Source organism: Vibrio sp. QJM3NY_26 (assembly GCF_057786005.1).
In genome coordinates this window covers 1,861,608-1,875,536 of the sequence record NZ_CM173515.1, presented here as the reverse complement: position 1 = coordinate 1,875,536, position 13,929 = coordinate 1,861,608, and the positions used below count along the sequence as shown (strand labels likewise).

10 protein-coding genes and 1 pseudogene are annotated in these 13,929 nt (G+C 44.9%); 9 read left to right on the top strand and 2 right to left on the bottom strand.

Annotated features, from left to right (window positions below):
• Positions 1 to 53 precede the first annotated feature (53 nt).
• The 7 genes and pseudogenes from acnD (at position 54) to AC3CH4_RS08410 (ending at position 9,313) form a co-directional block, all read left to right on the top strand.
• Positions 54 to 2,690: a Fe/S-dependent 2-methylisocitrate dehydratase AcnD gene (gene acnD, locus AC3CH4_RS08440; protein WP_488542807.1), complete on the top strand. Its 2,637-nt coding sequence runs from the start codon at positions 54 to 56 to the stop codon at positions 2,688 to 2,690.
• 9 nt (positions 2,691 to 2,699) lie between these two features.
• Positions 2,700 to 3,872: a 2-methylaconitate cis-trans isomerase PrpF gene (gene prpF, locus AC3CH4_RS08435; protein ID WP_488542806.1), complete on the top strand. Its 1,173-nt coding sequence runs from the start codon at positions 2,700 to 2,702 to the stop codon at positions 3,870 to 3,872.
• A 118-nt stretch (positions 3,873 to 3,990) separates the two neighbouring features.
• Positions 3,991 to 5,895, top strand: a complete 1,905-nt coding sequence (locus AC3CH4_RS08430) for a propionyl-CoA synthetase (protein ID WP_488542805.1) — start codon at positions 3,991 to 3,993, stop codon at positions 5,893 to 5,895.
• A 147-nt stretch (positions 5,896 to 6,042) separates the two neighbouring features.
• Positions 6,043 to 6,489: a hypothetical protein gene (locus AC3CH4_RS08425; protein WP_488542804.1), complete on the top strand. Its 447-nt coding sequence runs from the start codon at positions 6,043 to 6,045 to the stop codon at positions 6,487 to 6,489.
• A gap of 238 nt (positions 6,490 to 6,727) precedes the next feature.
• Positions 6,728 to 7,129, top strand: coding sequence for a YMGG-like glycine zipper-containing protein (locus tag AC3CH4_RS08420; RefSeq protein ID WP_488542803.1), 402 nt, complete (start codon positions 6,728 to 6,730; stop codon positions 7,127 to 7,129).
• Positions 7,130 to 7,350: 221 nt separating this feature from the next.
• Positions 7,351 to 7,830, top strand: coding sequence for a GNAT family N-acetyltransferase (locus AC3CH4_RS08415; RefSeq protein ID WP_488542802.1), 480 nt, complete (start codon positions 7,351 to 7,353; stop codon positions 7,828 to 7,830).
• A 71-nt stretch (positions 7,831 to 7,901) separates the two neighbouring features.
• Positions 7,902 to 9,313, top strand: a pseudogene (locus AC3CH4_RS08410) (NUDIX domain-containing protein).
• A 101-nt stretch (positions 9,314 to 9,414) separates the two neighbouring features.
• On the opposite strand, the gene AC3CH4_RS08405 reads toward AC3CH4_RS08410, so the two are convergent.
• Positions 9,415 to 10,224 carry a Cof-type HAD-IIB family hydrolase gene (locus tag AC3CH4_RS08405; RefSeq protein WP_488542801.1) on the bottom strand — a complete coding sequence of 270 codons (810 nt, stop codon included), beginning with the start codon at positions 10,222 to 10,224 and terminating at the stop codon, positions 9,415 to 9,417.
• Between the two features lie 184 nt (positions 10,225 to 10,408).
• Between AC3CH4_RS08405 and queE the strand changes: the two genes are divergently transcribed.
• Positions 10,409 to 11,077, top strand: a complete 669-nt coding sequence (queE, locus tag AC3CH4_RS08400; protein ID WP_488542800.1) for a 7-carboxy-7-deazaguanine synthase QueE — start codon at positions 10,409 to 10,411, stop codon at positions 11,075 to 11,077.
• 60 nt (positions 11,078 to 11,137) lie between these two features.
• Positions 11,138 to 11,833, top strand: a complete 696-nt coding sequence (gene queC, locus AC3CH4_RS08395; RefSeq protein ID WP_488542799.1) for a 7-cyano-7-deazaguanine synthase QueC — start codon at positions 11,138 to 11,140, stop codon at positions 11,831 to 11,833.
• 7 nt (positions 11,834 to 11,840) lie between these two features.
• On the opposite strand, the gene AC3CH4_RS08390 is transcribed toward queC, so the two are convergent.
• Positions 11,841 to 13,826, bottom strand: a complete 1,986-nt coding sequence (locus AC3CH4_RS08390; protein ID WP_488542798.1) for a tetratricopeptide repeat-containing diguanylate cyclase — start codon at positions 13,824 to 13,826, stop codon at positions 11,841 to 11,843.
• Positions 13,827 to 13,929: the final 103 nt, after the last annotated feature.

Genomic DNA, 13,929 nt, shown 5'->3' with positions numbered 1-13,929 from the left:
ACGACAAGGCCTCAAGAACCAACGAATAGAATTTAACAGATAATGGTGGATGTATGTCTGATGTGAAACTTGAACAAGCTCAGTACCTTGATAAAAATCAGTACCGAAAACTTTTATCCGGTACGCATTTAGAGTATTACGATGCTTGCGAAGCGGTAGAAGCGATATCTCCGGGCAGTTATAAAACCTTGCCTTATACGTCGAGAGTATTGGCAGAGCAATTAGTAAGACGCTGTGATCCTGAAACCCTTGAAGACAGCTTAAAACAGATCATTGAACGCAAGAGTGACCTTGATTTCCCTTGGTATCCTGCGCGTGTGGTGTGTCATGACATTCTTGGTCAAACAGCCCTAGTAGATTTGGCTGGATTAAGAGACGCGATTGCCGACCAAGGCGGAGACCCTGCCAAGGTGAACCCCGTTGTCGAAACCCAACTGATTGTTGATCACTCTTTAGCCGTGGAACATGCAGGCTTTGATAGTGAAGCCTTTGATAAAAACCGTGCGATTGAAGAGCGCAGAAACGAAGACCGTTTTCATTTTATTGAATGGTGTAAAACCGCGTTTAAAAACGTGAGTGTGATTCCTGCGGGTAATGGAATTATGCACCAGATTAACTTGGAGAAAATGTCTCCAGTGATTCAATCTAAAGAAGGCATCGCGTTTCCTGATACCTGTGTCGGCACTGACAGTCATACTCCTCATGTTGATGCTCTGGGTGTTATTGCAATAGGTGTAGGTGGTTTGGAAGCTGAGACGGTGATGCTCGGTCGTCCGTCTATGATGCGTTTGCCAGACATCGTGGGCGTTAAACTGACGGGGCAACGACAAGAAGGGATAACCGCAACGGATATTGTGCTTGCGATTACTGAGTTTCTTCGTAATGAAAGGGTTGTCTCAAGCTACTTGGAATTCTTTGGTGAAGGCGCACGTGCACTGACCATTGGTGACCGCGCAACAATATCAAACATGACTCCAGAATATGGCGCGACTGCGGGTATGTTCTATATCGATGAACAGACCATTCAATATCTCAAGCTTACAGGGCGAGAGCCTGAACAGGTTGAATTGGTAGAGCGTTACGCCAAGCAAACTGGGCTTTGGGCTGATGACTTAGAGTCCGCTCAATACGAACGTGTGCTTGAGTTTGATTTGTCTAAAGTTGAACGCAACCTTGCAGGGCCATCCAATCCTCATCGCCGTTTACCAACCAGCGAACTTGCCAAGCAAGGGATCAGTCAAGCATCTTGGAAAGAGCAACACGCTGAACAATATTCCGACGACCAAATGCCAGATGGTGCTGTGATCATCGCAGCCATTACCTCTTGTACCAATACCAGTAATCCAAGAAATGTCGTCGCTGCTGCTTTAGTCGCTAAGAAAGCCAATCAGCTTGGATTAGTTCGAAAGCCGTGGGTGAAAACGTCATTTGCGCCAGGTTCTAAAGTTGCCAAGCTCTACCTTGAGTCGGCAGGTTTGCTTCCTGAACTTGAACAATTAGGCTTCGGTATCGTCGGCTATGCGTGCACTACCTGTAACGGAATGAGTGGGGCGTTGGATCCTAAAATCCAACAAGAGATCATAGACCGCGATCTGTATTCAACCGCTGTGTTATCTGGGAACCGAAATTTCGATGGTCGAATCCATCCTTATGCCAAACAAGCGTTTTTAGCGTCACCGCCATTGGTTGTTGCTTATGCCTTAGCGGGTACGATTCGCTTTGATATCGAGAAAGACAGTCTAGGTACAGACAATAACGGCCAACCAATCTATTTAAGTGATTTGTGGCCAAGTGATGCAGAAATTGATGCGGTTGTCGGTGAGCATGTTAAGCCTCAGCAATTCCAACAAACCTACATCAAGATGTTCCAGCCAGACGAGGAACAAGTTACTAGTGAGCCGCTTTATGATTGGCGACCTCAAAGTACCTATATACGCAGACCACCTTATTGGGAAGGTGCTCTTGCGGGAGAGCGAAGCCTTTCAGGGATGAGACCTTTAGCGATTCTGGGTGACAACATCACCACGGATCATCTATCACCTTCAAATGCGATTCTCGCTTCGAGTGCTGCGGGGGAATACCTCACCAAAATGGAAGTTCCGGAAGAGGACTTTAACTCTTACGCGACCCATCGAGGTGATCACTTAACCGCGCAACGAGCAACATTCGCCAACCCTAAGCTGTTTAACGAAATGGTGAGGGACGCTGGAGAAGTCGTGCAAGGTTCATTAGCAAGGGTTGAACCCGAAGGTCAAGTTACGCGAATGTGGGAAGCGATAGAAACCTACATGAACCGTAAACAGCCTTTGATTGTCGTGGCGGGGGCCGATTATGGCCAAGGTTCATCACGTGACTGGGCAGCCAAAGGTGTGCGCTTAGCGGGTGTTGAAGTAATTGTGGCAGAAGGGTTTGAGCGAATTCACAGAACCAACTTGGTTGGCATGGGCGTACTGCCTCTGCAATTCAAAGCGGGGACCAATCGCAACACCTTAGAATTGGACGGTACCGAGCTTTACGACGTTTATGGTGACATCCAAGCAGGTTCTGATTTGGCTCTAGTCATTACTCGTAAAAACGGTGAAAAGCTTGATGTTCCCGTGACCTGTCGACTAGACACTGCAGACGAAGTGAACGTGTACAGCGCTGGTGGTGTATTGCAGCGTTTTGCCAAAGACTTTCTTGCACAGTAGGAGCTTGATATGACAAACAAACAGATCAAAGTGCCTGCAACTTATATGCGAGGAGGCACGAGCAAAGGGGTTTTCTTCAATCTAAGTGATTTACCTCAATCAGCGCAAGTTGCTGGAGAAGCGAGAGATACATTGTTGTTGAGAGTGATTGGCAGTCCAGACACTTATGGTAAACAAACCGATGGTATGGGTGGTGCAACATCGAGTACCAGTAAAACCGTGATTGTTTCGAAAAGCAGTAAAGCCGATCACGATGTTGATTACCTATTCGGCCAAGTGGCGATAGATAAGCCGTTTGTGGATTGGAGTGGTAACTGTGGGAACTTGTCTGCAGCGGTCGGTCCGTTCGCTATTCATAGTGGCTTGGTTGACTTGACTCGTATCCCTGAAAACGGTGTTGTTGAGGTGCGAGTATGGCAAGTGAATATCCAGAAAACCATTATTGTTCATGTGCCTATCACCAATGGTGAAGTCCAAGAGTTAGGTGACTTTGAGCTTGATGGTGTGACTTTTCCTGCCGCTGAGATCCAAGTCGATTTTCTTGACCCTGCCGATGCGAGTGGTTCGATGTTCCCTACAGGGAGTGTTGTCGATTTTTTAGATGTTCCCGAATTGGGTTGCATCAAAGCAACATATATCAATGCAGGGATACCAACCATTTTTGTTGATGCTGAATCGGTGGGTTATCAAGGTACAGAGCTTCAATCTGATATCAATAGTGATGTCAAAGCTTTGGCTCTGTTTGAATCCATACGAGCACATGGTGCAGTAGCGATGGGTCTTATTGATTCTTTAGAACAAGCTGAATCACGTCAACATACACCTAAAGTCGCGTTTGTTGCTAAGCCTCAAGCGTACCAAGCCTCTAGTGGTAAATCGGTTGCTGCCGAAGATACCGACCTTCTGGTGCGTGCTTTGTCTATGGGACAACTTCATCACGCCATGATGGGAACGGCTGCGGTTGCGATTGCTTCTGCTGCAAGTGTTCCTGGAACTCTTGTTAATTTGGCTGCTGGTGAAGGCCAACGTGAATCGGTGACCTTTGGCCACCCGTCAGGAACCTTAAAGGTAGGTGCGAAAGCGTTGCAGACCGAAAGTGGGTGGAAAGTTGAGAGGGCGATTATGAGTCGTAGTGCCCGAGTGATCATGGAAGGTGCCATCCGTGTGCCTTTTCCTAAGTAAAGCGATTGTCGTGAACGGTTAAATATTCACGAACACAACGCTGAGAAAAGAGTGCACCCAAGTGACACTGCTAAAAGCTAGTCGCTTGGACAAATGGATAAAGCATGGAGGAGGCACTATGTCTGCTACGAATCAAATGAACAGAAAAACAGACTATATCACCGAGTACCAATGGGCTAGGGAAGACCCTAATTCGTTTTGGGAAACACAATCACAAGCAATAGATTGGTTTGAACCACCAAAAACGATATTACAAACTGACGATAACGGTATTGAGCGCTGGTTTCCTGATGGGGTAATGAATACGTGCTGGTTGGCGCTTGATTATCATTGTGAAAATGGGCGAGGTGACAATACCGCGCTGATTTACGATTCTCCAGTTACAGGAAATCAATCCTCATACACTTACAAACAACTGCGTGACCAAGTGGCAAAAGTCGCGGGGATGTTAGCAACGCAAGGTGTTACCAAAGGCGACCGTGTGGTGATTTATATGCCAATGATTCCTGAAGCTGCCATGGCAATGCTAGCCTGTGCACGACTAGGCGCGGTTCACTCCGTGGTGTTTGGTGGGTTTGCTCCTCATGAGCTTGCCGTTCGAATTGAAGATGCCGAGCCGAAGGTGTTGATTACAGCGTCTTGTGGAGTCGAGATAAACAAGGTTCTACCATATAAGCCAATGGTTGACAGAGCGATCATGGACAGCCGTTGGAAACCAGAAAAAGTCGTGGTATTCCAAAGAGAGCAGTCTCTAGCCGAATTGAACAATGAACGTGATGTACTTTGGCAACAAGCGGTTAGCGATGCATTACCTCATGTATGTGTGCCTGTTCTAGCTACTGATCCACTATACATATTGTATACATCAGGGACGACGGGTAAGCCAAAAGGCGTAGTGCGTGATAATGGTGGTCACGCGGTAGCGATGAAATACTCGATGAGCACTATCTACGATATGCCGCAAGATGGTGTGTTTTGGGCAGCTTCTGATGTCGGTTGGGTCGTGGGGCATTCCTATATTGTGTATGCGCCACTGATTCACGGTTGCACCTCTATTCTGTTTGAAGGCAAGCCGGTAAGAACACCCGATCCAGGCGCATTCTGGCGTGTTTGTGAAGAATACAATGTTGATGTGCTGTTTTCTGCCCCAACAGCGTTTAGAGCAATCAAGAAAGAAGATCCTGAAGGTGAGTTGCTCACCAAGTATGACTTATCATCGCTCAAGTCGATTTTTATGGCGGGAGAGCGTTTGGACCCGCCAACATTGGATTGGGTTGAATCTCATACCAATAAACCGGTTATCGACCACTGGTGGCAAACCGAAACGGGTTGGGCTATTTCTGCCAATCCAACAGGGCTTGAATCTTTGCCTGTAAAAGCGGGTTCTTCAACCAAGCCAGTACCCGGTTACCAAGTGGAGATCCTCAATGAATTGGGTGAAATCGCACAAACGAATCAACAAGGGTTTGTGGCACTTAAACGACCATTACCGCCTGGTTGCTTACCTACGGTATGGCGCAATCATGATCGGTTTGAATCCGGCTATTTGAGTCAGTTCCCGGGCTATTATGTTTCTGGGGATGGTGGCTATCTTGATGAAGATGGGTATCTATTTATCATGGGTCGTATCGACGATGTGATAAACGTAGCGGGACACCGTCTGTCGACCGGAGAAATGGAAGAGATAGTGGGTGGTCACCCAGCCATTGCAGAATGTGCGGTAGTCGGTATTCACGATGACTTAAAAGGGCAGCTACCTCTTGGTTTAGTTGTGCTGAAAGATGGCGTAAAAGTCGATGGCATTGAGTTGCAAGCGGAGTTGGTTGGCAAGGTTCGCAATGAGATTGGCGCGGTCGCCTGTTTTAAGCAAGCCTTGGTTGTTGAGAGGTTACCTAAGACACGTTCAGGTAAGATCTTACGCAGAACTATCCGACAGATCGCAGAAGGTGAGCAATATGTGGTGCCTTCGACGATTGACGACCCTACCAGCTTAACTGAAATTGCTGAAAAGCTAGGTAAATAGACGTCGTAGTTTAGGAAGTATCATTTTCGGCTTGTTGATTTATACATAAGCCAGCGTGATGGTTTACCTAAACTCTACTTTATTCATCCGCTTATCCATTACGTTTACTATGACCTCATTATGAATCCCACATATTGAGGTCTTTTTATGCGAGCTTACTTTTTGTTGATTGCTTTACTGGTCAGTGGTGCTGCTAGTGCCAGTATTTCAAAGGATGAAGCGAGTAGAGCGTTGTTAGAGCCTTTGAGCCATCCCAAGGTATTTAAATGTGTATCCAAGACTGGCGTCGATCTCTATCAAGCCGTGTTTGATATTGGTGTCGGGTATGATGCTGATCCAATTAACTCGAAGATGATCGTCAATTCAAGAAAAGGTCGCTACGAATATCAAATCTTAGGTGCGATAAGGTCTGAAAGAGCCGGTGAAATTGTCGTGTTAACTCGTCATGTGGGAGACGGTGTTAAAGTTGCCGCAATGATTGACGACGAAAATGGCAAAATACTGGGGATCGGCGATAAAAATCATTATCGAGATTGCGGTGTTAGGCCACCACCTAGCGCAGAAAATATGCAAAACTTTTGGTCCAAAGGCTAAGAGTGGCATCTGAAAGAGAAGAATTATAGAGAAAGATCGATTGAGGCGACCTTATTGGTCGCCCTTTTTGTTTGTCAGGATAAAGTGAGCTCAAAGATATATATCAATAAGCACTTATGCGATGGTTGAATGATACATAACTGAACATGATGTATTGTCTAAACGTGGCTTTATTTATCTCATTCACGGTTCTGCTTAAGATGGCTCTACTCCAAACGAAGAACTAAGCGAGACTCTTATGAAATTCACTAAACCTTTTCTTTTAGCGACACTGATTGTGACTCTTTCTGGTTGCGCATCACCAGCAATGGATAACGAAAATGAAAACGCAGCGCGTAATCGTGGTGCTATTGGTGGTGCTTTATTAGGAGCGACGGCTGGAGCGCTGACCGGAGACGCGAGCTTAGCGGTTAAGGGCGCTGCATTAGGTGGTGTGACCGGTGGTGTTGCTGGTTCAATGAAAGATACGGATGATGCGAGAAACGCACAACGAACCCAAGTCACTGCGGATGGTCTAGCGCAAGACAATCGCACCGATGCAGAAAAGCGAGTTGCTGAAGTAGAGGCTGAAATTAAGCTTATTGAACTAGAACAACAGCTTGCTGAACTCAAAGAAGAGAAAGAGGACAACGGTGCATAAAGCTAAAGCTAAAGCTACAACTAAAGCTACAACTAAAGCTAAAGCCTAGCCATTCGTTTAATTCAAAATCATTCAAACAGAATGGCCACGTAATGTGGCCGTTTTTGTATCTAAAATACGCACTTCAAACAATGAATTAATTCAATAACTTGTATAGATACTCACGCCAAGTAAACTAGACTCAGTTTAGATATTAATTTGGTTTGAGAAGCGCAATAGTCATGAATGTCACCTTAAGGGCTGCAAAGCATACGGATTTGGAACAACTTAACGAGTTAATGTTCGATCTCCACCATCATCACCACCTTGCTAGCCCAGAGCACTTTAAAACGGCAGAAGAGATTGAGCAGGAAAAAAGCATTGCACGTTACTTGGATGATCCAGAATGCTTGGTTTATGTGGCATTAAAAGGTGAGCTCATTGTTGGCTTTATCTCCGGACATTTTTGTGAGCTTATCTCAACGGTGAGTAAACCGGTGCCGATGGGGAGTGTCGATGAACTGTTTGTCTTGCCTGATTATCGAAAAGAATCGATTGCTGAAAAGTTGTTTGGCAAAGTTGAAGCGACTTTTGATGATTATGGGGTTGAACAAGTCTTTGTAGAGGTTTGGGACTTTAATTCGCCTGCCAAGGACTTCTATCAAAAAATGGGGTTCACACCTCACATTCAATGGATGAGGAAGGCTTTGCACAAAACGTAGACAGCGATTTTGTGCATGTTTGATTACACTAGAGCAGTCTTTAACTTTTTCTCTTATTTTAGGTAAATTCGTTGGTTATTCGATATTTATTAGTTTTCATATTGTCTCTTTTGAGTACTACTTCCGCTTGGGCGAGCAACACTTTGCCCGATCATATCGCGGGCGCTTTGTGTGTAGTACGTGCTGATAACCAAATCGTATTGGTTGATGAATTGATCACGGGGCAATTGTCTCTACCGGGAGGCACTGTGGTTTCTGGTGAGCCGCCAGCGGTCGCAGCGCAACGAGAAACTTGGGAAGAGGCGGGCTTGTCCGTGACGGTCGGTGATGTGTTGGGATATACCGACAGTGCCGTTGTGTATGATTGTGTCTCTGACTCTGAAGTGATCAGTTACCAAGCTCGAAATGAGTTAGGTGGCTTTGAGCTACCAATCTGGTTTGCTCCTCATTATGGTGTGGAAGTCAGTCGCGCGATGTTATTGCCACCTACGGAGTTGCAAGCCAATCAATACCGTTACCCAGAGCAATGGTCTGAGATTAACGAGCTGTTTTTATCCGCGACGGACCAACCGGTGACGTATGTGACTGAGCTGGTGGGTGCGGCACCCAAAGTTCATCAAGTTGAATTAAATTGGATTGTGTCGCTCCAAAACGCGTTCGATAAGATGCCAAGCATGTTTGCGAATGCTGTGCTTTTGACAGACTTGTTAGCGAAGCCATGGGTTTTCATCGTGATATTGCCGCTAATTGCTTGGCATTTTGGGCGTAATTTCTCATTGAAGTTTGGCTTCACTTTAATCTCGGTGACGTTGCTTACTTTAATCGCACACCAAGGCTTTGGTTTTCCGCGTCCACACGCTTACTTGCCAACGTTGAAACTGGTGATGAGCAGTGGGTATAGCTTTCCAAGTCTGCTGGCTGCCTTGTGGGTGAGTTTAACTTTGTTAGTCTTTTGGAAACTAAAGCGCCTATTAGATCAAAAATCGATTTTGATAGTGCTCGCTGGCCTACTGTGGATCATGCTATTTAAGTCTTACTCAGGCAGTGCGTTCTTTAGTGATGTGGTAATGGGAGGCGTATTGGGCGCGTTAACGACTTGGCACATCGTGAGATTAGATACGAAACCTGATGTTGATATTAGTGCTTTACTGAGTTCTAAAGGTGTCTGGTGGGCATTGTGCTTACTTTCCATCGTTCTCACGGTGATATGGCCACTGCCGACATTCTCATTCTGGGTCGCTATTTTGATGACGATTGCATGCCTAGTGACGTTAACAGACTCGAAACCTTTGGTCGGTCAGTTCTCATTCAAGATTGTATTTGGAGTGATGGCGATGTTGTTAGCGGGGAACCTGCTGATTAGCTGGGCAGGAGTTTTGTCTCATTCAGTGGCATCGCTTCATTTATTGTTGAGACCTTACGTTTCCCAATCTTGATACTGTTTGGCGTCGTGGCGTTTCGTCTGCCATGGAAAAGAGAGTAGGCGAACCGACTAACTTAAAATCCCCAAAAGGCTGTGCAGTGCACAGCCTTTGTCATTTCTGCAACAAGCAAAAAGTAAACTTCAATAAAGCTTGTTGAGCTTTACGAGTTGAAGATAAACTTTTCAATTGCGACTGCAACACCGTGCTTGTCGTTGCTCGCTGTAATGTGGTCGGCTAGCTTCTTGGTTTCTTCCATTGCATTGTCCATCGCAATGCCAAGGCCAGCGTATTCAAGCATATGGTGATCATTTTCAGCATCGCCCATGCAGATCACTTCTTCCGCTTTAATGCCTAAATGTTTAGCTATTGCTTCAATGCCGACACCCTTGTTTGAATTAGGGTTTAGGAACTCTAAGAAGAATGGTGCACTTTGCACGATAGTAAACTGGGTCTTAAGCTCTTGTGGCAACTTGTTGATGATTTCGGTGAGCTTACTTGGTTCGGCGACAATCATTGTTTTGATAATTTCGTGGTCGTCTTCTAGTTGAGAAAAGTCGAACTCGGTAATCTCTAAGCCGTTAATACGCGCTTCAATTGCCGTGTACTCATTGTTTTCGGGCGTTATTAAGCCATGAACCTTACTGAATGCATGAACATAACCACCAAGCTGTTCAGCTAGTGCTGCGATCTCTTTCGCGGCTTTACCATTGCTAATTTCACTATGAATGAGTTCTTTTGTAGCGACGTTTTGAACCATAGAGCCGTTGTAGAAGAGCACAAAGTCATCTTCACCGTTGATTGAAAGCTCGTCTAACTTACTCTGCATGCCTTCTAAAGGACGACCAGAAGCCAGAACCACTTTGACACCTGCAGCACGTGCTTTGGCAATCGCGTCTTTGTTCTCTTGAGAAATTACTTTATCACTGTTGAGCAGTGTGCCATCCATATCAAGAGCAATCAGTTTGTACATGTTGTTCCTTACTAAAAATTAAAAGCTAACGAAATCTAATGGGCGAAAGGATAAGGGAACTTGAAAGTTCAGGCTAGGGCTTTGATCAACTCATTTATCAGTACTCATTTGTTTGACCAAAAGGGGCAAGTGCTTTAAGGTCTGCGGTTGATTAATTTCATCAAATGATAGAGCTGAGGGTAAGTTGTACAAGATTAATGAAATGTTTGAAACCATCCAGGGCGAGGGCGTATTTACCGGCGTTCCTGCTGTTTTTGTTCGACTGCAAATTTGCCCTGTAGGCTGTTCTTGGTGTGATACCAAACAGACTTGGGAAGCGTTGCCGGAAGATGAAACGAGCCTTGGCGATATTATGGTTAAGACAGAGGATTCACCGACTTGGTCTGCAATCGATGCGCAAGGAATCGTGAATGAATATATCAAGCAAGGTTACACCGCGAAGCACATTGTGATTACTGGTGGTGAGCCGTGCATTTATGATCTTGTCCCTCTTACTGAAGCATTTGAGCAGCACGGTTGTCGCTGTCAGATTGAGACCAGCGGAACCTCCGAAGTAAAAGCCACACCGGACACTTGGGTTACGGTGTCACCAAAAGTCGCAATGAAAGCCAAATTGGATATCCTTGATAGCGCACTCGTTCGTGCGAATGAAATCAAGCACCCTGTTGGTACAGGTAAAGATATCGAGCAACTAGATGCTCTTATTGCTAGAGCCGATGTTCCTAAAAATACAGTCATTGCACTTCAACCTATTAGCCAAAAAGAACGTGCAACGCAACTGTGTATTGATACCTGTATTGAACGTAACTGGCGTTTATCTATTCAAACTCACAAATATTTGAGCATCGCATAGGTTGCATTTGTTTACTGGCCTAGATAAGTCGCTAGTAGAAGATTCTCGTAAGGATTTAAGATGAAAAAAGCAGTCGTAGTATTCAGTGGTGGTCAAGACTCAACAACGTGTCTTGTTCAAGCTTTAAAAGAGTATGATGAAGTTCATGCGATTACGTTTGACTATGGTCAGCGCCATAGACTCGAGATTGAAGTGGCTGAGTCGTTGTCAAAAGAGCTTGGTGTGAAAGCGCACAAAGTGATGGATGTGACTCTGTTGAATGAACTGGCTATCAGCTCTCTGACTCGTGACGATATTCCTGTGTCTCATGAGCTACAAGAGAATGGACTACCAAACTCTTTTGTTCCTGGTCGTAATATTCTGTTCTTAACTTTGGCGGGTATTTATGCTTACCAAATCGGTGCAAATACCATAATCACGGGCGTGTGTGAAACTGATTTCTCAGGTTACCCTGATTGTCGTAATGACTTTGTGAAAGCGATGAACTCTGCGCTTGTACAAGGTATGGACAAGCCGCTTGATATTAAAACACCGTTAATGTGGCTCAACAAAGCTGAAACATGGGCGTTGGCAGACCAGTACTCAGCACTTGAGCTTGTTCGAAATAAAACACTGACTTGTTACAATGGCATTGTCGGGGATGGTTGTGGCGATTGCCCAGCGTGTGAACTGCGTAAAGTTGGCCTTAACGATTACCTAGGTGATCGCGAGGGTATTATGGCTGAGTTGGTTCGCAAACAGACTGAGAATAAATAACCTCAGGTCAATCAATTGGTTCGTTGTAAGCATCAATGATGCAGTTTCGGCCGTTGCTCTTTGCTTGATAAAGTGCTTGGTCAAGCACCGAGTACAAGTCATCAAAGTCACTTAATGCGTTTGAGGTTGCTAGATAAGCAAAACTCGCGGTTACATTAAGTGGCTTTTTGCTTTCTGTTAAGAAGACGGTGCTTGATATGGCGTAATGTAGCTCTTCGACGCGCTCTCGCACGTCTACAGGCTTGGTATTGGTTAGCATGATGAGAAATTCTTCGCCTCCTAAGCGACCAAACAATTCGTCATTCATTAAGTGTTTTCGTATTTGCTGACTAATATGGACGAGCGCTCTATCACCGGTAGGGTGTCCATGTTCATCATTGATCTTCTTGAATCTATCCAGATCGAGCAGAACGAGGACATGTTGCTTGTCCGTTCCTTTACAGCGTCTGACTCTTTTGATTCTTCGTATGATCTCGGTCCGGCCATACGCTTTCGTCATAGCATCGATGGAAGCTTTTGCGCGAATCGTTTTGTTTGCTAATACCGTAAAGCTTGCGGCGCACAGCAACAGAATAACAATGACGTTGTACAACCATCTTTGATGTTCCATTTTTTCAATTTGAACGCGGTCGAGCTTTGTCTGATTTATCAGGAAAGAATTTTCCAATTCTTGCTCATATTTAGCGTGGGTCAGGTCTAGTGCTTCAAAAGCCAACCTGTTATCGATATCGCGTGTTTCAATTTGTATAGATGAGTATCGCTGGTAGAAATAGAAAGCTTGTTGGTAATCGCTGAGCGCTTGATGAAGCTCGGAAAGTTGCAGGAGTGACTGAGCGATGTATTTGTGTCTTGTGACTTGCTCGGATACTTCTAGAGCTTGCTGAGCATAATTGAGCGCCTCGCTTGTCAGCTTTTGTTCTTCGAACATATCGCTTATCGCCAAGTAAGCGTTAATACGAATGACGTCGTTACTCAATTCATTCGAAGCTGACAGAGAGTTGACTAAGTAACCTCTTGCCAAATCATAGTCTCTAATTTGAGTGTAAGCTTTTCCTAAGCCAAGACTTGTTAGTGCGATACCGTAGCTATGCGACGATGAGCTCAGCAGTGTTCTTGCTGTTTGAAAGTGGTTAATTGCTAAGTCACTTTGCTCTTGGTTAAGGTAGAGATCTGCAAGGCTATGGTGCACTTGTGCTTTCATCAAATCAGAAGCACTTTCTCTTAGTGTGAGTGCTTCTTTGAGGTACTCTGCCGATTTTTTATATTGCTTTAACTCTTTGAGCAAATTACCCACATCGTTATAGATCCCCGAAATGTCATGTCCTTGTGGAAACACGTTTATTAGTGATAGGTAGGTATCTAGCGCGGCTTGATAGTCACTGCGGAAATGGTGATTGTTGGCGATGACTCGATAAGTACCAAACTTTGGTAACACAGGGTCCGCGATGTTATGTAAATCTGATTGAAGTGCAGAACAATAATAGTTAGCTTGATGATATTTAGCTTGCTCGTTAAGAGAGCGGCATAGCTGATATTTTAGTAGGGCTTTTCCAGTCAAATCACTGCGTGATTGCATCTTCGCCAATAGTGTCAGAAAGCTTTGTTGCGCTTCTTCATATTGGCCTTGGCCATCTTTCATCAAAGCAGAAATAAACGTTTGTTCAATCGCTTGGTACTCACTGTCGTTTGAAGCGATTCCATAGAACGGTTGATCTCGGTGGCTCATGTATTGGTATAACAAAGATGAAAGGTAAAGCTTATCCCCATAGACGGTTGAGCCAATGTAACGGGTTTGCAGCATGTTTAACGCACGCGATGGGGAATGAGTTATAGTCGAGAGATAGAGTGTATTCCAATCAGCATTTGGAGTCGTGTTTGAATCCAAATTGGATGAGTTGAAAGGAGAGTCCTGGTGACGATCTTGTGTTGATACTTGGCCATGAGAATAAAAGCTAATGAACAGTAGAAGGGCAATAAAAACAGAGTGAGTCACAAGAAACGATCTATCAGATAAAGAACGATATTCTATTATTATTTTGATGTTGCTTCAAATTTTGAATGGTATGGGTAGGAGGTTATGCGAAGTAAGTCTCCAA

Excerpts from the sequence above, each read along its gene's own strand:
- AC3CH4_RS08430 (WP_488542805.1), top strand. The coding sequence starts at position 3,991 with ATGTCTGCTACGAATCAAATGAACAGAAAAACAGACTATATCACCGAG.
- AC3CH4_RS08415 (WP_488542802.1), top strand. The coding sequence starts at position 7,351 with ATGAATGTCACCTTAAGGGCTGCAAAGCATACGGATTTGGAACAACTT.
- prpF (WP_488542806.1), top strand. The coding sequence starts at position 2,700 with ATGACAAACAAACAGATCAAAGTGCCTGCAACTTATATGCGAGGAGGC.
- queC (WP_488542799.1), top strand. The coding sequence starts at position 11,138 with ATGAAAAAAGCAGTCGTAGTATTCAGTGGTGGTCAAGACTCAACAACG.
- acnD (WP_488542807.1), top strand. The coding sequence starts at position 54 with ATGTCTGATGTGAAACTTGAACAAGCTCAGTACCTTGATAAAAATCAG.
- AC3CH4_RS08420 (WP_488542803.1), top strand. The coding sequence starts at position 6,728 with ATGAAATTCACTAAACCTTTTCTTTTAGCGACACTGATTGTGACTCTT.
- AC3CH4_RS08405 (WP_488542801.1), bottom strand. The coding sequence starts at position 10,224 with ATGTACAAACTGATTGCTCTTGATATGGATGGCACACTGCTCAACAGT.
- AC3CH4_RS08425 (WP_488542804.1), top strand. The coding sequence starts at position 6,043 with ATGCGAGCTTACTTTTTGTTGATTGCTTTACTGGTCAGTGGTGCTGCT.